Origin of the sequence: Chlamydia pecorum E58 (genome assembly GCF_000204135.1) — a bacterium.
In the GTDB taxonomy this organism is placed as follows: Bacteria; Chlamydiota; Chlamydiia; order Chlamydiales; family Chlamydiaceae; genus Chlamydia; species Chlamydia pecorum.
This window is the reverse complement of sequence record NC_015408.1, coordinates 921,280-941,042: the sequence shown is the minus strand read 5'-3', so window position 1 is coordinate 941,042 and position 19,763 is coordinate 921,280. Positions and strand designations below refer to the sequence as shown.

Here is a 19,763-nt window from a genome sequence, read left to right as displayed (position 1 = left end):
ATTTTAAGCGGGAAAAGCGATTAGATATAGGAAGCACAAGTTTTTCTTGTAGATATCCTGTTTCTAAGGCTATGTTAAAAGCGTATACTTGAGAAACAAGGGCTTGTGGTTTCACCTAACGCCTTGATTAAAATAAAAAGTAGGTCAAATTGAAGCAATCTGAGGCAAAAGTTCGAGGCCGGATAGAGGTCGCTCCATCAATTATGGGCGCAGATCTTTCTTGTTTAGGGAAAGAGGTAAAAAGGGTCGAGGAGGCTGGAGCAGACCTTATTCACATTGACGTTATGGATGGACATTTTGTCCCGAATATTACTTTTGGCCCTGGGATAATTGCAGCAATTAATAGATCTACGGATTTGTTTCTTGAAGTCCATGCAATGGTGTATAATCCCTTTGATTTTATAGAAGATTTTGTAAGGGCAGGAGCTGATCGGATCATCGTTCATTTTGAAGCTTCTGAGAATATTAAGGAGCTTTTGTCTTATATAAAAAAATGTGGAGTTCAGGCAGGGCTTGCTTTTTCTCCCGAAACTTCTATGGAATTTATTCCTTCTTTTTTACCTTATTGCGATGTTGTATTATTGATGTCAGTTTCTCCAGGCTTTTGTGGACAAGGGTTTATCGAGGAAACGACAGAAAAGATTGCCTTTACTCGGCATGTTATAGAACGGCTAGGATTAAAAGAATGTTTGGTAGAAGTGGATGGGGGCATAGATCCTCGCTCTGCAAAGCTCTGTCGCGAAGCTGGAGTAGATATTTTAGTCGCCGCATCTTATTTGTTTGATTCACAAACAACGGAAACTCTGGGAAGTAAAATTTCTCTAATTCGAGGAGAAAGTTAAATTATGGTATTAAGCAGCCAACTATCCGTAGGAATGTTTATTTCTACAAAAGACGGTCTCTATAAGGTTCTTTCTGTGACTAAGGTTCCAGGACCTAAAGGAGAGTCTTTTATAAAAGCTTCCTTAAAGGCTTCAAATTCTGATGTTGTTATTGAAAGGAACTTTAAGGCAAATCAAGAGGTTAAGGAGGCCCACTTTGAATCTCGGATCTTAGAATATCTTTATCCCGAGGAGGATAGTTATCTTTTCTTAGATTTAGGAAACTATGAAAAGGTCTATCTTTCTAAAGAAATTATGAAAGGAAACTTTTTGTTTTTGAAGGCAGGAATTACAGTATCTGCAATGGTGTATGATAATATCGTGTTTTCTGTAGAACTCCCACATTTTCTTGAGTTAATGGTATCAAAAACAGATTTTCCTGGAGATGCGCTTTCCCTATCGGGGGGAACAAAAACCGCCTTACTTGAAACAGGTATAGAAGTATTAGTACCACCTTTTGTAGAAATAGGTGATGTTATAAAAATTGATACGCGGACATGTGAATATATTCAGCGTGTCTAACCTTGAGCAAAGAAGACAAACATGGATTTAAAACAAATAGAAAAGCTCATGATCGCTATGGGGCGTAACGGTATGAAGCGTTTTGTTATAAAACGCGAAGGGATCGAGCTTGAGTTGGAAAGGGATACAGGAGAAAAAAATCAGGAGCCTGTTTTCTACGATAGTCGACTATTTGCTGGTTTTTCTCAGGAGCGCCCCATCCCTACAGATCCTCGAGATGTTGCTAAGGATTTTTCCTCAGATAAGGTTTCTGAGTTAGGAGATGCGCAAGCTGGAGATTTTATTAGCTCTCCTCTTGTGGGAACATTTTATAGTGCTCCGGCTCCAGATGCACAACCTTTTGTCAAACCTGGAGATATTATTTCTGAAGATACTATAGTATGCATTGTTGAAGCCATGAAAGTTATGAACGAAGTCAAGGCTGGCATGAGTGGACGTATCGTTGAAGTTTTGCTTACTAATGGTGATCCTGTCCAATTTGGATCTAAGTTGTTTCGTATTGTGAAGGCTGAGTAGACATGAAGAAAGTCTTGATTGCTAATAGAGGAGAAATCGCAGTTCGTATTATACGGGCATGTCATGATTTAGGGCTATCTACTGTTGCGGTTTATTCTTTAGCTGATCAAGAAGCTCTTCATGTGTTGCTTGCAGATGAGGCGATTTGCATTGGTGAACCCCAAGCAGCAAAATCTTATTTAAAAATCTCCAATATTTTGGCGGCTTGTGAGATTACAGGAGCCGATGCTGTCCATCCTGGCTACGGTTTTTTAAGTGAGAACTCCAGTTTTGCTTCTATATGCGAAAGTTGTGGGTTAACATTTATTGGTCCAAGCGCAGAATCTATTGCCACTATGGGAGATAAAGTTGCTGCAAAGCTTCTTGCAAAGAAGATTAAGTGTCCCGTAATTCCTGGATCTGAGGGTATTGTTCAAAGCGAAAGCGAAGGCTTTAAAATTGCAGAGCAAATAGGATTCCCTATAGTGATTAAAGCAGTCGCTGGAGGTGGAGGTCGAGGGATTCGTATTGTTAAAGAAAAAGACATGTTTTACCGTGCATTTGCTGCTGCTAGAACAGAGGCAGAAGCAGGTTTTAATAACCCCGACGTGTATATTGAGAAGTTTATAGAGAATCCCCGCCATTTGGAAGTGCAGGTCATTGGAGATAAACACGGAAATTATGTACATCTTGGTGAGAGGGACTGTACTGTACAGAGACGTCGGCAAAAACTTATTGAAGAAACTCCAAGTCCTATTTTGTCTCCAGAGATTCGAGCGAAAGTTGGGAAGGTCGCTGTAGATTTAGCTCGCAGTGCAGGGTATTTTTCTGTGGGTACTGTAGAATTTCTTTTAGATAAGGATAAGAAGTTCTATTTTATGGAGATGAATACAAGAATCCAGGTAGAGCATACGATCACAGAAGAAGTTACAGGAATAGATCTTGTTAAAGAGCAAATTCTTGTAGCTATGGGTAAGCGTCTCCCTTGGAAACAAAAAAGTATTACATTCTCGGGCCATGTCATTCAGTGCCGGATTAATGCTGAAGACCCTTCGAATAATTTTACTCCTTCCCCAGGACGTTTAGATTATTTTTTACCCCCTGGAGGGCCCTCTGTTCGTATTGATGGTGCATGTTATAGCGGGTATACTATTCCTCCATACTACGACTCTATGGTGGCAAAGGTTATCACAAAAGGGAAAGATCGAGAGGAGGCTATTGCAATTATGCAACGCGCCTTGAAGGAGTTTCATATTGGTGGCGTGCACTCTACGATTCCTTTCCATCAGTTTATGCTTGATAATCCCAAGTTTCTCCAGCTGGATTACGATATTAACTATGTCGATAATCTCCTTGCGCAAGGGACGTCTTTATTTTAAACAAAATACCTCCCTAGGTTTCTTTGTAGATCTTTATAGGTTTTCAGGAGCTAAGGGCTTGATGTTAAGAATCTCTTAGTCTTTAAGAAGACTAGAGCAGATACTTTTTTGATTCATTTTCATGTGTATGAAGTGGTTGATATTTCGTGTAGAGAAAAGTTCTTTAACTTTTTCTCTAGGAGTAAGAGTGCATTCTTCTAGAAATGTGGAAATGCATGTATCTAATAATGGATCTTAAAGAAGGGTGAGTTTTGTGTAAGAAGTCTTAGGGAGAGAGCTTTTGGGACTTTTTTCTTGGAGAATAGAAATTGAGAGGTTGGATTTATTATTACTAAATAACATAGGCTTCCTTAGATTAATTAGTATCTTTGTTTAATAAAGATCTGGTTTAGCTGGGTTGTTTTGTATGTTGTATTGTATATGATATTCGTTATAATTTTCTGATTCTTAGAATGTTAAGAGGTGTTTCGCTTTATGGAAAGCATTACCTTATATTCATGGGATACAGCATCGCTATCGGCAAAGTGTGCGGTTTTATTAGACCGCTATTTTTATTTTGGGGGAGAACAAACTCAGATTATTACTACGGATGGGAAATCTTATGTTATTTGTCGAAGAATACATGGGTCTCATGTTTCTCTTTTAGAAAAGGTTTTAAAGATCATAAGTTATCTTTTCTTGCCGATTTTAATTTTGGCATTATTATTACGTACAATTTTACATATTACATATAGGGTAACTTTTATTTATGTAGATTCGTCTACTCCGGAATTTTTTTTTAAGGTATTAGCAGCAAGTTCTCCTACAGAAATTCGACATTGTGTGCAAAATATTCAGGGAATGTTTATAAACATCCCTCGAAAACATATTATGACTTTACCTTTGGTGCAAAATGATATTTTAACCAAGGTAACCCTAAGTGTAAATTGGGAAGGATTACAGTTAGAACTTGCCCAACGTTTAAATAAAATCTCTGTACAACGTGGGTGTTTAGAAAAACTATTTCCTTGCTGGTTTAAAAGAAGCGGAGAAGAAGAATTATCTCAAGATGAAAAGTTATGGCTAGTTGGAGACTTTATTAGTTTTCTTCAGCGTAAGTACGAGGAGTTAAAAATGCGTAACGCGTATCCCAACAGATTATTCTTGTCTTATGAAGAAGAGAATTATGAAACTAGGGGGTACTTGAGTCTATTTCAAAAGAAGCAATCTACTTTAGGACTTGAGGCTTTAAGATTTCTTCAATCTTTAAATATTATTTCAAATTTTGTTGTAGACTCTTCTGGAATACATATCTTTTTTGGATAGCTATTTTTACATATAAGCTTGGGATAATGTTTAATGATATGTTGAGCTTTTTAACTCCTATAACGTTTTCTCCAAGCTTTGCGGATTTTACGAGACTTCAAGGAATTAGATTTGGGTGGTTAGAGAAGATAGCATGCAAGGTAGATGCGTATTTCAATCTTTTTGGAAAGCGTCTTAGGATAGTTAAGGAGACTGCATCGGGAACAGGGGTGTTGTGTTTAGAACAGTTTGATGTAATTGGCTTAAAAGAGAAAATCTTTAAGGTAATTTCTTATGTGCTTCTTCTCCCCCTAGTGATTATGTTAATCATAAAGACAATCTTGCGAGGGATATTGCATTTAAAATATGGGGCCTTATGCCTAGTTCATAAGGATGAACTTCGCGATTTATTAATATTTCATAATGAGGAGTATTACTTTTCTAAACTACATTCTAGAGTGCATAGGGATATTTGGTTGTGCCATAGGGACGTGCGTTCTGGGCTGACAAAAGAAGAGTTAGAGCGTAAGGGGATTAATTTGGTTTGGGATACAGAGCTTCCAGAAAAAGCTGTTGTCGCGAATCTTCCTGCAGTAGTATTTAAATTGAAGAAATATCCAGGATTTGTTTTTTCTTCTTTCTCTGGGGGGGCTGAGGAAATAGCTTATAATCTCAATGCGATCCGTATTATGGAGACTCCGAAGATCTTTGATATCCAACCTGCAATTCGCTGTCAGGTTATACCTCCTATTGGGCCTATAGATTTTCCTTATTCATTGATTGTTCAAGGGATTTTTGCGTGGTAGTAAAGAACGGAGATTTTCCATCATTTTGTTCTACGATAGCTTTTAATTGGCAATTTTTAGAGATTTTCTCCGACCTTGGCCAGGGAAGCGGACTGTTAGAAAGAGTAGTCCATGTTGTAGAGCGTTGCTGTCAATGGAGCGATAGAGTTTTATTGGCAGAGGGATTGAGTTTTAGGGGACACCTCGTTTATTCACAGATGAGACAGTCTCTTTCTATAAAGGAAATCTTTGCAAAATGTTTGCTAAGTATTCTTATTGTCCCTGTAATTATTTTATTCTCTTTGAAGGTCATTTTAAGGTTTATCTTATACTTAAAATATCGTGGCTTCGAAGAGTTTTCAAAAGATACTATACTCAAATCTTCTAAAAAAAAGGTTTCTTTATGGGAGCTTTACCCAGGAGAACAGCCTGGTGAGTATGCGTATGCGGTAAACGAAGCAGATGCAATAAATTTATCTATTCCTTTTGATAGCCATACAAAGAGAAGTATATTATTTATTCATAGTCTTGTTCGTTCTGGAGACTCAATAAGCCAATTAGAGAAAAAGGGATTTATCATACATAATAAAAACCAATGTTCCCAAGATCACTTTTTAGATGAGGAAGTGGTTTTTTCTTATCCTTCCCTTCCTCATTATCGGTTCTATTCTGTTGTCTCTCAGCAGTTAAAGGATGTTATTATATCAGCTATGGATGTCGCTAAAGCTAGAACTGCAGCTTCTCATGATGCTGAAAGAAGCAGGATGCTCTTGAGACAGGGGAACATGTCTCCTCAAGAAAAGGACGCTTTTTTTAAGTTTTGTACTTGCTATTGCGAAGCTCCAGTGAAAGGAGCCCCTATGGGGAAATATGCTTTAATCATAGAAGAAACTCCTCTATGGTCTATCAAAGAAGAACAAGCATAGTAATAAAATTTTGAGAATAAAATAAGATATGTTCTTTCCTGTGGCTTTTCGTAGGGGAGTTTGGTGTTGTTTTTCTGAAGAATGTCAAGTCCTAAAAAGAAGGTTCCTTCTATCGTTTTTTTCTTCTGTTTTTATTTTAAGCTGTATGCTTTCGGTTTTAGGGGGGGCTTTTGGTTATAGTTCGGTTTTTGTATACATTTTTTTAGCCTTGGCAATATTCAGTTCGCTGCTGTTAGCATATATTTTTTTTGTTGTACCTACGTATAGGGGAGTAGTTACAAATCTAGAGAAAATCCGACTTCCTCTGAGAAAAGAGCGCGAGCTTCCTTCGTGCCCCTTTGTTCGTGAATATAGTCATATTCTTGGAATAAAATCATTTATATGGGACTGCAGGGTAAACCGTAAAGTAGCAGAAGGTTCTTCGATATCCTATGGAGATGGTTTTCGTGATCAAAGATATAATATTTTTGTTGAAGAAGCCACATCTGGGTATACACAAGAACATAAACAAAATTATCGCTACTTATTAGGCATTGCAGAGCTTATAGATTACCCCAAAATCTCAGAAGAGAGGAAGATCGCAGCTATAGAAATTCTCATGGACTCAATGCAATACTGTAACCTCGGGAAAATGGAAGGACTTAACAAGGCATACAGTGTACTTGTGTCTAGCCTTGAAGAGGATGTAGAACAATCTATTTTCTTCCATATTGCAAAATTAAAAGAAATTTTGATTACAGAACCGTGGAAGTATCAAGTAGATCATGTAGAGTACTGGAACGCAGCAAGATCTAGCTTGCTTTGTAAGGAGTGGGGATTGCCGCCTTTACCTTTAGATATAAAATTAAATATTTTGCTTGATAACAAAGGTCTGCAGAGGATGCGGAAGAGTTTAAAGAGAACATTTTGTGATGTTTTTCGGTTTATAAGGGCAATTCAAGCTTTGATTAATGAAGAGATGGCGAGTTCTTACCATTCGAAATATCATGATTTTTTAGTTAAGATCATTCGGAAGTCTGAGCTTAAGGAAGGACAAACAGCTGAAGATTTTGTTGCAGAGAACTTTTATTGCTCTGAGGGAACTGAGATTCTCGGGTCAGGATTCTCGGGTCAGGAGTTGCTAGTATTCTGAGCGATTTGAACCTGCTTCTAGAAAGAAAGGATTCTAGTTTATTGTGCTGTTCTTCAGAAGAGATCTTGAGATCTTAGAGGGTGGAGAAAAAGTTCTTCTCAAACTTTTTAAGACATGTTATCATATTATCATAATCTGATAATGTTATCATAGTCTGATAATATTCATTATGTTGAATAATTAGAGAGGAGGAGGGTGAGCGTCAATAATAATAGGAGCTACCATTCTCGTTATTATCAAGACGGTCAAGGTTCTCAGACTTCTTCGCATTCTTCCTCTACTCGTACTCGCTCTTCAGTTCGGGGGGCGCGTCAACGCCATTACGGTGAACCTCGTAGAGGAAATTATCACGTAGTCCATCAATCATCCTCTACCTCTCCTTCTACTCCCTCTAGTGCATCTCATATTCTTAGCATGCAAAACTATTCTCTCCCTTCCCCTTCTTTGAGAATGGGTGAAGGGAGTCTACACATGTTCTCAACGTTGGATCATGATCTCACAGAGATGTTTTGTCAGGCTATCCTTTCTTGTGAAAAAGAGCTTATTGTCCGAGTCTTTGTGATGGATTCTCCGAAAATATTAGAAGCTATTAAAAATAAAGTTGTTGAAGGAGTTAGTGCCAATCTTTCGTTTCATCAAATTTATCAAGAAGAAGATTATGCAAGAGTAAAACAGCTTTCCGAAAGCAACAGGAACCTTAGTTTACATGAATATGAAACCGTCACAGGTTCAAAGTATCATAAGAAGACAGTTTTAATGGATGGGCAAAGAATATTTCTTGGTACAGGGAACTTGACTGTAGCTTCTCTTGAAAAAGATGTGAACATTTTCGTAGAGATATATAGTCCCCATCTCTATGAGCTAATCGCTAATGAAGTTGAGGGGTCATGTCGAATTGGGATGGAAACGGTAACATATTACCCTATTAAAAGAAATAAAAAGCTAGCAAAACAGAATATTCTTAAAATCATCAGACAGGCAAAGAACACTATCAAAATTGCTATGTTCATTTTATCCTATGAAAAAATTTTGAGTGCTTTGAAGAATGCAAAAAAACGAGGTGTCCAAGTACAAATCGTTGTAGATAAGAATAACCAGCCTGGAAAAGAGCTTCCTCGAGAATTAGATGTATTAGAATGGACTGGAACGGGAGTTCTTCACTGTAAAGTTTGTCTTGTTGATGGAGATAAGCTTTTCTTAGGAAGTCCAAACTGGACTACAAGTGGTTTTTGCTTAAATTGTGAAGAATTGATTTTTATACAAAATCTAACTCAAAGACATCAAGATGTTTTCCAAAGGTTGTGGGAAACAATCATAGCTTCTACCCAACCTATGCAATCTCCTTCTCAAGCATCCTCTTCTCCCCCATCTTTACCCTCCGCCTCTCTTGCTGAAGAAGATTTAGAGGAAGAGGATGAAGTTGAAGCAGCAGCCATTTCTGATGTGGCTTGTGAAAGTAATCTAGAACCTAATGCAGCAGAGTTTGTTCCTTCGTGGATGAAATAATAAAATGTGTGATAGATCTTTAATTTGTTTAGCGACGTTTTCTTGCGTTCTCTCCTCCGGGAATGAGTATCACATTTTTATCAGCTCGCAACTTGCGTTCTTCTTCAGTGGCAAGATCTAGAACTACATAGATTTTTCTTTTGTCATAGTCGGACTCATCAACTTTTTTAACCGTGAGGATGACATCTTCAGAGATATCGAAGACCATATCTCCTGGAGATTTATGATCGACCAACTTATTATTCAAGCCATAGATGCTATAGAAGACATGGAAACCTCCTCTTCGTTTATTTGCAAAGTATTCGGTCTGTGTAGTGATTAGGGACACTTGAATACTTTTCGCTGGCAGGCTAATTAGTGTACCACGTTGTATGCGGTGTTTTATCCATTGGCTTACCCAAGCGCGATAGTAGGCAAAAGCAAATTGTATAAAGCTTGGAGGGATTTTCCACTCTGGTTTATCCCCTTTTAAGGACATACAGGCCTCTAGCATATAGATATCATAGGCTTTCGCTCGTTTGGAGTCACCATTTGCACGATCCTTCAGAATCCAGAGTATATAATCTGCATACGTATAGAATCTACGTGCAAGTGCAGGATTGTATACCATAACCTGATCTGTAGTTGGGAAGACAATCCCCGATCTTGACGAGACCCTCTCAGGTAAAGACGTCCCCCCTATCGTTCTTTTTGTATCGAATTCAATATGGCGTAACTCTGGTCCTACGAACATCAGTCCTGATCCTGAAGTCGCAGCTAAAGAGCCTGTTCTCGTATTTGAGATGAAGATGTTTTGGTACTCTTGCCATCGTGTTTTAAATCCAGGAAGAACAAGAACAAATGCTTGCTCTAACTTACTCTCGGAGCTCTCATTATTAGAGATTACCTTGGAGATATATAAGTTTCCATTTGCAGGATCTAAGTAGTAGTAGGTCTCCGAAATTGTTGGTAGAGGCAGGCGGTATTCCTTCATAGCTTTATCTAGGAATAACCAGCTGTTTTCTTTTGTTATAGATTCCTTGGCGTCCACAACATAAGTGAGCGCAACGAGCTGTTTCAATTCATACTGCCTAGGAAGTTCTAACTCGTGAGTTTCTTTATTGTAGTTTAGTTGTAAAGTATGTGTTGTAGTGCCGAACTCCTGAAGATATTGGATCAGATCTATTTGGGTGTCTCCTAGGGTGTGCTTTAGGTGCTCTTTATATGTTGGGTCAATTAGAGAGATAGGGTTTTCTACTAAGATTGGCTTGACCTCCCCTTCTATGGTTCGTTCTGTAATAGAGCTCATATCATCGACAAAGAAGTCTTTGAAGAGGATATTTATGGCGCCAATTCCTGAGCCTGTGCGGATATGGAAGAACTTCATATGGAGGTCTCTACCTTGGATGCGGACCTGTTTTTGTACGAACATTAGCAAGCGGTTCAAGTTCGGTTCCGCTTTTGTAATGTTGTACATTTGGAACCCTTCTAGATTTAAGGTAGTCTTGTAAACACGGATCTGATCGTAGAACGACCATTTATGGTAATCTATGGTGGAGGAATTTGTGACATCCAAGATGGCGGGTTCAAGGTAGCTACGGAACAGTATCGTATCATTAGTTTCTGCCTCTCCTTTAAATGCTAGGTGTTTTATGGAGTGCGCAGGAATGGTGATGTCAAATTTTGACAGCAGTTGAGAGAAGGTATGCCAATGGCGGTTTTCCATAGCCCCTTTAATCTTCCCTGCATACATTTGTCCCACGACTTTAAGGTTTACAGCTCCTCGATTTTCTACTCCTAGGATATGCTCGTTATTTCTTCGTAACGAGCTGATCATCAAGCTTACTGTATTATTTAAGCTATGTATTCCTACGAGCCTTTCAGGGATTAATGTGCTATTCATGAATAAGTTGTGCCAGATAGAGGCGTTCTTATTTAAGATTTCGTACCACTCTCCTAATCTAGGATTATGGTTTGAGAAGATATCAAATCTTGTTCCTCTAGGGAAATGATGTTCTAACCAATTTACTTGTAGAGGGAGCGTATATCTTGGAGATGAGATTTCAAGGTCTATGCTAGTTCCATTTTTTGTATGGTTAGTCATTTTCCCTCGTATGGATGTCGGAACCAGCAAGCTTAAATCTACAGTTTGTGGGGCGTCTGCATCTTCTGCTAGAGTGAGTTCAACTGTAGAGATATTTGCTTTTGGAGACTCTGAAAAAATATAGGTGTCCCCTACAGAGCCGTCTATTCGGGTATGATAGCCAGGCTGAGGATGTAAATCTAACTCAGTGAAAGGATTGGGATGGTAGACTAGAGTTTTGTATTTTGAGTAGAAATTTGTAGTCTCCTCTTTTTGTAGAATCGTTACTTCAGGGACAAACCACCATCCCATTTCTTTTAACCAATCTAAGATAGCTTCCACATAGCTAGGTTCTTCAGGATAGCTTTTTTGCCAAGTAGGCTGATCTACTGTATTGATCCCTAACGTCGTAACATAGGTAGCATTTATTGTGGAGTTAGTCTCTGTAGCATTTCCATAGATGTGCTTTTGTGCTTGTAGTGTGATACCATCAGCAAGCTTTACGGTGAACTTGTTTTCCCAGCGTTCAAAGGAGGTGCTGTTATCTATGTTGGAAATGAAGATTCCTACAGTGTTATTTGTAGTGCTATTCGCTATGGTGTTTCTAGGAAGCAAGTTGATGTTTTCATATACTGGAAGCCAGTTGTATGAGAACGTCTCCATTAAGAGCATATGCTCTGTAGAGTTTGTTGCAAGGATGATGTCTAGCCTTCCTTTAAGTCTTGGGATGTGATACCAGTTCTTCCCTATTCCTGAGTAGATTTTTCCTCCTCCAGGGCTTACATAAAAGTGGGTATCGCGTTCCCCGACTAAAATATCATATCCTCCTGCCGATCCCGCGATGATATTAAACCCTTTCTGCTTGATTTTTAGTGGTTCGATCTTTGTTCCATTAGTGCGGGTGAGAGGTACGAGCTGTTCATTATGATTGGATAGGTTAAAGGTTACGCCGAGAGGTTCTGGAATTGCTCTAAAGGAAATCGTATTTTTTACATTAGGGTTTCCAGTGATATTGTAGATTCCAGCTCCACCTATTTGAACTGTGACTCCTCCCTTACCACCAACAATATTTACTTTATAATCTTTGTATTTCATTGTTTGGTTGACTCTAGAAGGAGTAACTTCGTCTAGTAGGCGCAACATAATGACATTAAGAGGAGCATCTCCCCCTATGATTGTGGAAGATTTCCCCTCTTCAGTAAGAGGAGGCTTATAATATCGAGAGGTTGCATCTAATACAGCATCTCGCCATGTGATTTGATTGGAAAGATAGACGATCTCTGTATGGACTTTATATGTGATTCCGTAACCTAGATAGACGGTTTCATAAATCCCTTTGGGAATTTTAGGGATTTCCCTAGGCCATAGGCTATTGGCATGTCCTTTGGCTAACGCCCATTCTGGAGTGATGCTAAAAGCATAACCCAACCGGTTTCGTACTTGTTTGTCTGTCCATTCGGGGACGCTTCCAAGCAAAGAGTCATAATTATAGGATGGCTTTCCTTTTAAAATAGGAGGATTTGTTCTTAGGTCTAGGAACACATCTCCCAATACCTGGTTTCCAGACAAATCTAACAAATGCTTGTGTGGATAGGCAAATAAGACATGTTTAGCTGCTGTTTCTAAGAACCTTTTATATTCTAGCCAGGCATAGTGTCGTTCTTCCTTATAGGCAACGTTTCTTGCAATAGAGGTGGCTCCCATGCCAATAGCAGCTATAGGACCTACGGCAAGCATAACAAGAGGAGCAACAACAGAAGACACTGTCATTCCTAAGGTAATGACATCGAAAGATACTTGTACTTTAGCTGCCACGTGCTCGCTATGAGTTTTGGCGTGAATCAACTCTTCTACGCTTGTAACGAGTCCCCAAACTCCAGCTACTGTTTCAAGAACAGGAAGCTCTAGAACACGAGATGCGAAGCTAAGAGCTTTTCCAACTGTACCTCCTACTCGAGTTCCTACTTTTTGTAATTGTTGTGCTAACACTGTCTCTGTTCGAAATCCATCGATTCCTGTAGGTGTTATGAATTTCTTTTGCAGCGCTTGAATTATGGTCCCCAGAGTCATCTCTGCGAGTTCTTTAACGTCAAGTAAAGCACTAAAAATTGCCTGGGCGCTATCCCCTTTGCCAGCGTCTACTAAGCGGGCATATTGAATTAAAGATAGCACAGATAATCCCAGTTCTATGTCCATAACTCCAGTACTTGCAAGCTCATTCAAACTTTTGCCAAAAGTCTTAAAGGCTTCGCTTATTTCTTTGAGACTCAAAGAAATTGTCACAAGAGTTTTTTGAGGTTTTTTGTTTGAAGTTTCTGTTTTTTCTAAAGAGACTATAGCATCGCCGTTCTCTTCTAGAGTTACGGATTTTACTGAGACATTGTCAGTATCTTTAAGACCAGAATTCTTAATTTTTTGTGATAGGTCTAAAAAGAATGCTTGTATTATTTTTTTGAAATGTTGGACTTTTTCTCGCGATGTTTGAAACAAAGAAGTTACATCGTTAGGAGTTTCCGTGATCATAGTTGGACTTATGACTTGTGTTCCTTCTACAAACCCTAAGACTGTAACTAGTGTTTTAGCTAATGCTACGCTGGATTCATCAAGAGAGTTTCTAGAAAGATAGTCAGATAGAACGTCCCCATCTATAAGAGCTTTATCAAGATCAGTTTCTTTGACTTTCTCATCGATACGTTTGCCTCCTAAGGTTAGCCCCATTCCAAATAATGTAGACCACGTTGTTCGTATCCCGGAGAAAGTCACCTCTCCTCGAACGATCATGCGTTCTAATGTGGTCATCTGATGGTTTGTTAAAAGACCTGCATCTGTAGTTTCCTGTAGGAAGTTTCTTGCTTCCGGAGAGTCTGCAACATAAACTTTAAGCTGTTCAGAAACTGTTTTGTCATCTGAGATTCCATAGCGAGCTTTTATTTCAGAGGTGACTTGCACCATAAATTCAATAAAATACAACGCAGCTTCTAGAGTAGGAAAGTCGACATGACCAAAGTTTGGATCTGTGACTCGGGCTATGCCATTAAAGAAGTGTAGAGTGACTACATGCGTAGGAGTTGTAACAAGGACACTCGATGTCGAAGGTTTTTCAAATAATTTTGTTAGAGAACTGATATCCCATTCGAGTGAGGATAGAACACCACCTATCTGCAACTCACGATTACCACGATGTTGTAGCCACTCTATAAGGTCTAAGGCGCGTTTCAGAAATTTATTATCTTGCTGTGATAGGGGAAGCTTATCTCGCTCTTTCGTTTGAAATAATGAAGAAACTGTAACTAAGTTATGTTGTAACGTCGAGTAAGACATTTTGTCTTGGGCGTTTAAAAATAGATAGGAAAGCCCCATACAGCGGCCCTCTATTCTATAGAGAAAGGTCTGAGGGTGAAGCTCTAAGGTCTTTGCTCCTAGGCGAAAGGCTAAATCTCCAAAAATTCCTGAGAACTTCGAAGAAAACTCTGGCCAGTCTATCAGATTGTACTTGACTCTATCTATAATCTTATGAAGTGTTGGAACATCGGGAGGAGTAGAGAAAACATCCTTTCTGCCCCCTATTCCAGAATAGTCATAAGAGCGTAATCCTACAGGGTCTGTCATAGAAGTCGCTAGAGGAAGCCCAAAGTCATGATCCCTAAGGATCACACGCCCTGCTCCAGGAATAGGTTGGGTAATTAGGTGTGCAGAGGCCTGCCCTAAGTTGTGTAGGCCCGCTGCAGCCGTGTTGATCTCTTTTAACGAAAGATAGTACCCAAGTTTTGAATACTCTAATAATAACTTTGCGCGCTCTGTATTATATAAGGGTCCTGCACCCTTTTTCTCTAAAATTGATTTAATTTCTGATTCGGATTTTAATTCTTTTTTTAGGATCTTTTGCTGTAGTTCAAAGAGGGCCTCCATATATCGTGCCATGGAGTAAGTTACAGAGTTGAAGAACCCTCCTCCCATGGAGGCCATAACGTTTTCCGACTCTATTCCTCTTTCTACAGAGTAGTGCACTCCTAAGGGAGAGACGGAAGAATCTATAGGAGGGACTAGAAGATCATGAGGGAGCTTATCCTTTAACTTCTCCCCTAAGCCTTCTGGAAGAAGGCGAAAAGCTTCTTCTTTTGTATTTTCTTCATTAGCAAGGATCCATTCATACACCGCAGGGAGGGCGTCTTGAAGATCTATAGAGCTCTCTCCATAAAGTTCTTTTAAGATGCCTACAAGGGAATGTGAAGGAGGCGGAAGGATAGGCTCTTTGGAGAAGATCCCAGAAATTCCCTCATCTGCAACCATGAAACGCATAATTTCCAAGGAATCCGCAAAGGGATAGCCTGTAAGGATCATTTTTTGAAACAGCTCATTTTTTGAAAGAAACTCATCAGCATTTCTTAGGATTACGCGAGGATTCCCTTCAAACTTCTTAAGAAGATCCTGGATGTTTTTCTTAGGTTCATCTATCCATTTTCCTTTAGCTTGGTCATATAAAGACTCTAGCCATTCCTTATGTTCTTTCTGCTTTGGTTTGGATTCTTTCTTATTTACATCTTTTTCGAGTTGTTTTAGCAGATCTAGGAGGTGATTACGGCGGTCGTTCTCAGGAAGAGAAAACCACTTGATTATCTTGTCTTCTAAAGTACGGTAGGTGTACCCTGAAGAGATACTTGTTTCGATCTGATCTATTACAGAGAACAGTTCTCGATGCTCTGCTATCTTCGTAGTCGTTTCTAAAAACGTAGAAAGCTCAGCCTCTGTAAGAAGAGAGAATGTATCACGAGCTTTAAGCTCCTCATACTTTTGTAAGAGCTCTTTATATTTAGAGAAGTCTTTATGTGCTTCACTCCACTCGCTATCTGAACTGTCAGATCCAGAAGAGGATTCAGGTTTTTTCTCTTTTTCTTTGTCCTTCTCCTTATCTTTCTTTTTTTCCTTTTCCTTAGGATTGAGAAGGCCATCTATAGCGACACGACGTTCTGCTATGGTAAGGAGTTGTTTGAAGAGTAGCATCCAGTTTTGTTGATCGCTGTGCCATAAAACAATGTTTGTAGTTGAAGATGTCTTTAAATAGAGCTCTATGGATTTTATATAATCTGCGTGTGTTTGCTTTTGTAAATTTTGCGCTTGTGGGAAGAAATGCACCCGATTTTCTATAGGAAACTGAACAGAGCGAAGTAAGTTAGCAAGTTGCAGCTGCAGAGAAAATAAAGAGGCTTTAGCAGCAGGATCTTTATCTTGAATTGCAGACATTGCAGCATAGATCTGTTGGTCTATATCTGCGAGCTTTAATATGTCTAGGGTTTGCTCTTCGATAAAGACGTTAAAGCGTTCAAGCAACCCTGGGGGGAGTTTTTTCTTGCTTTCTTCTGACCATAAGGAGGTAAATTTTTCTATATCTATACGGGTACGTGTCACCGCTTTCGGTTTATAGGAGTTGAACTTAGTATTATCTGAAAATAATAGCTCCGCAACGCATCTCTTTTTACTTCCGCACCAAGTACTCTCATCTGCGGGCGTAACGTCGTTACTTCCAACAGATTTTGGGGATAACCAATCTAGGGTGAACTTACTTTTATCTTTCGGGTCGGGAAAGATCTTGGTATAAGACCCTAGAAAGGCATCATCTCCGAGCTTATTTCCCCTGGGGCTGAGGAAGTCTTTTCCTATGGGTCCCCACTTTCGATATTCCTCAACAAGAACCTCAGCAATGAGATCTGGACCGGTAATCCCTAGGGTACTGACAGCTTCAGGCATAATGGAGTCTTGACGAAAGTCAAAAAACAAACTTTTTGCTAAGAAATTAGAAACTAGCCGTCCTCCAATTAACGACTGGTGTTTGCGATGAATGAGATCTTCCAAAGATTTGAAAAAGGCTCCAGAAAGAACTTCTTGTCTAAGAGCTGCAAGTTCCTGATAAGCTTCTTGTTGCCCTCGAATAACCGCATCTACAGCAGCGCTTCCCTTGTGTGCCATCATCAAGCCATTGAGTCCTCGAATGAACCATCCAAGCTCGTCGTAATGATGATATCGTCTTAAGATTGGCATCGTATCTCGAACAGTCATTTCTGACATAGGTTGGAAAAAGCTTTTCTTTTTGACTGTTGCTCCGTCTTCTGATTTTCCTCCTTCAGCGCCCTTAGCTTTTTCTCCTTCCTCACTTTTCTTAGCCTCCTCGCCTTTTTTGGCTGTTTTAGGTTTGTCTGGAGGGTTTTCCTTAGCGAATTTTTCTAAATCTTTAAATAACGCTTGAAGTTTAGGCTTATCAGATTCTCTTAATCGCGTTAAATCTATGTCTTTCTCAATCTTCTCTAAAGAAACTTCTGTTTCTTTCCCTGTAGCTAATTTCAGTACCGCATCAGAGATAGCTCTTCGGCAAAACATATCCTCAAATAGCCGGTTGTCTTCAGGAGTGGGAGGTTTTTCTTTGGTTTTTTCTTTGCTTGAGCTGTGTTTTTGAATAATCTCTAAGATGTCTTGGGAATATGAGGGCATCATATCCAAGTCAGTATAAATTCCCCCAAGCTCTTTCAGCATATACATACGAACCTGGTCCGTAGCTGCGGCGTAGTTCCAGCGTAGTAGGGCTTCGAGTTCATAATTGTACACATTTTGAGCTTCCTGCATTGACTTTAGCTCTGAAATGTCTTTGAGCTTTACGCGTTCCTCCCCCAGATCATCATTTACTGCTTTGATAATCTTTTTAACTTTCTCTTCATTAGTTTTGATGAGCTCTTTGTATTGTGTGATTTCTTCTGCTGGAAGCTTGATCTCTTTCTCCAGGTATTCTACTCTTACTTCATCATTGATGTTGCCGATACCTTTTAACTGGCAGTAGTTGAAGAAATTATCTTGCATGATGATCATGTTCTTTAGGAACAGAATGTCAAAGCGTGAGCGGATCTCTTCACTTATCTTGTTATGCTTCTCTAAGAGTTTTTTAAGGTCATCAAGATACTTACCTTTCTCTTCTTCGGTATTTGCTTGTGTATATTTTTCATCGTATTTCTTTTTGAGTTCGTCGTAGTCTTTAATAAAGGCTTGAACGCTTTGATCTGTAGAGGCTCTAAGGTCCTCTACAGCAGCTGCAAAAGCGATTTTTTTCATGATCCCAGAGAACTTCGCCGCAGCATAAGTCTTTTTATCTACCCAGAAGAAGAAGTCAAAATCCTTATAGGTTTGTAAGAATATTTTGATATAGTTTTCAGTCCCCTCTGGAGGCGCCCCAGCGATCCAAATCCCATGAAGGATCTTCTCTATCTGAACACGATGGGACTTAAACTCCGTTTTTACTTCAAGAAGGACCTCTTCAATTGAAGTTTTAGACTTTTCCTCAGGCTTAGGAGCTTCGGGAGCTTTTGCGGGTTCAGCTTTAGCCTTGTCTTCTTTTGGTTTTGCAGCAGCTTGAGTTTTTTGTGCCTTTTCTTTGGGATAGAGTTTCTTTTGAATGCTATCTAAAAGAACAGATTGGCGGATTAAGACCTCCTGCCCTACTTTGGAGTTCTTTTCTTTAAGAGCATTGTACTTATTGATTGCCTTCTTTAATTTCTCTAAATCCCCTGTAATGAGAGCTTTTTGCTCAGGAGTAAGCTTTAGCTTCTCTTCAATGTTTTTTTCAGTAAGGTCATATTTTGAAGGCTTGGAACCGGTAGCTTGTTCTTGTTGTGATTGTTGCGGCTGTTCAGGTACGGCTCTTTTCCTTCTTGAGAGTACACTACTAGGTGCACTCACTTTACTAAGAGGTTCCGTTTGAAGAAAGGGATGCGTATATTTCCGAACATTTACAGGATTAAGAAGAAAGGTAGTTTTTCGTTTTCTCGGGGAAGGATGTGAAGTATTTGTAGGAAGGAGATGCTCCTCTGTTTTCAGGTTTTCTTTCGGAGATAATGGCGTTTCAGAAGAGGAAGTGTTTCCTTGAGAAGGAGGAATCGTTACAGGACGTACCCGGATTGGTTGCATCGTGGAAGGGAAAATCTGTGCAATCACCTGAGCAAGATTATAGAGAAACGAGGTTTTCCAGTTCCCGGAGTGGTGCGAAGGAGAAACTGAGAAAGAAATGTTTTCACTACCCCCCCCCCCCCCAGTCAGGTTATGGAATTGATCTTGAAGTTGTTGACCGATTCTTAAAACGTCTTCAATAGAGGCGTTTTTGGGAAGCGTGATATTGTCATATACAGAAACTGATCTTTCAAAGCTTTCCTTGGTTCGAAGGCGTTTTGGAGAAAGAGGGTGTGAAGAAGAAGAATTTGAAGATGCTATCCCTTGAGCAGGAGTAATTGGGTTAGAAACCGGCATGCATTCTCAGAAACATAATGTAAAACAAAATTTTAAAAAGGATAGAAGAGATTATGATTTTGTAGAAAATTAAAAAACAAACATTTTCTGTGAATTTCCTAAAGAAATGTAAGAAATCCTACTTGAGATCAAGGGGTAATAGGATTTTTATGAGATAATAAATTTTTTTAAAGTAATTTTAACATGAGAGTAAACTTTCGAGTAGTATAGCTTTAGAAGCACTTACCTAAATAAGATTTTCTATCTTTAGTAAGAAATTCGCAGAGTGTATTTTTACCCTGAACAAAGGTTATTAAGAATACAGTTTTCTTTTCTAGAAGCTAAAATTAGTTTTTTAAATTAAAACTTGTTTTCAAGAACAACAAAATGTATTTTTATTTTTTAATAAAAAAATCGATTTGTTTATAATTCTATTAATTTAATTAACTTTTTATTTTTTCTTAGTAGGATATTATGAGCACCCATAGTATTGGGGGGGGGGGGGGGAAGTTCAAGACACCACCCGTAT

The 19,763-nt window shown here is 39.1% G+C and carries 10 protein-coding genes; 9 read left to right on the top strand and 1 reads right to left on the bottom strand.

Annotated elements, in window-relative coordinates; all coding sequences use genetic code 11:
• The first annotated feature begins 203 nt into the window (after positions 1 to 203).
• From rpe to G5S_RS04145, 9 genes are all read left to right on the top strand, one after another.
• Positions 204 to 842, top strand: a complete 639-nt coding sequence (gene rpe, locus G5S_RS04185) for a ribulose-phosphate 3-epimerase (protein ID WP_042280604.1) — start codon at positions 204 to 206, stop codon at positions 840 to 842.
• A 3-nt stretch (positions 843 to 845) separates the two neighbouring features.
• Complete coding sequence (locus tag G5S_RS04180; protein ID WP_013712958.1) at positions 846 to 1,403, top strand: elongation factor P; 558 nt, start codon at positions 846 to 848, stop codon at positions 1,401 to 1,403.
• A gap of 21 nt (positions 1,404 to 1,424) precedes the next feature.
• Positions 1,425 to 1,919: an acetyl-CoA carboxylase biotin carboxyl carrier protein gene (accB, locus tag G5S_RS04175; RefSeq protein ID WP_013712957.1), complete on the top strand. Its 495-nt coding sequence runs from the start codon at positions 1,425 to 1,427 to the stop codon at positions 1,917 to 1,919.
• A gap of 2 nt (positions 1,920 to 1,921) precedes the next feature.
• The gene (gene accC, locus G5S_RS04170) at positions 1,922 to 3,277 is read left to right on the top strand and encodes an acetyl-CoA carboxylase biotin carboxylase subunit (protein ID WP_013712956.1); all 1,356 of its coding nucleotides are present in this window, start codon (positions 1,922 to 1,924) and stop codon (positions 3,275 to 3,277) included.
• A 474-nt stretch (positions 3,278 to 3,751) separates the two neighbouring features.
• Positions 3,752 to 4,582: a DUF648 domain-containing protein gene (locus G5S_RS04165; protein ID WP_013712955.1), complete on the top strand. Its 831-nt coding sequence runs from the start codon at positions 3,752 to 3,754 to the stop codon at positions 4,580 to 4,582.
• A 38-nt stretch (positions 4,583 to 4,620) separates the two neighbouring features.
• Positions 4,621 to 5,367, top strand: a complete 747-nt coding sequence (locus G5S_RS04160) for a DUF648 domain-containing protein (RefSeq protein ID WP_157858690.1) — start codon at positions 4,621 to 4,623, stop codon at positions 5,365 to 5,367.
• Entirely contained in the window at positions 5,361 to 6,272 is a 912-nt protein-coding gene (locus G5S_RS04155) for a hypothetical protein (RefSeq protein ID WP_013712953.1), read from the top strand. The genes G5S_RS04160 and G5S_RS04155 overlap by 7 nt, the downstream gene beginning before the upstream one ends.
• Positions 6,273 to 6,480: 208 nt before the next feature.
• Positions 6,481 to 7,404, top strand: a complete 924-nt coding sequence (locus G5S_RS04150; RefSeq protein ID WP_155559912.1) for a hypothetical protein — start codon at positions 6,481 to 6,483, stop codon at positions 7,402 to 7,404.
• Positions 7,405 to 7,599: 195 nt separating this feature from the next.
• Complete coding sequence (locus G5S_RS04145) at positions 7,600 to 8,910, top strand: phospholipase D-like domain-containing protein (RefSeq protein WP_013712952.1); 1,311 nt, start codon at positions 7,600 to 7,602, stop codon at positions 8,908 to 8,910.
• Positions 8,911 to 8,938: 28 nt separating this feature from the next.
• On the opposite strand, the gene G5S_RS04140 is transcribed toward G5S_RS04145, so the two are convergent.
• Complete coding sequence (locus G5S_RS04140) at positions 8,939 to 19,255, bottom strand: LifA/Efa1-related large cytotoxin (protein ID WP_013712951.1); 10,317 nt, start codon at positions 19,253 to 19,255, stop codon at positions 8,939 to 8,941.
• Between the last annotated feature and the right edge of the window lie 508 nt (positions 19,256 to 19,763).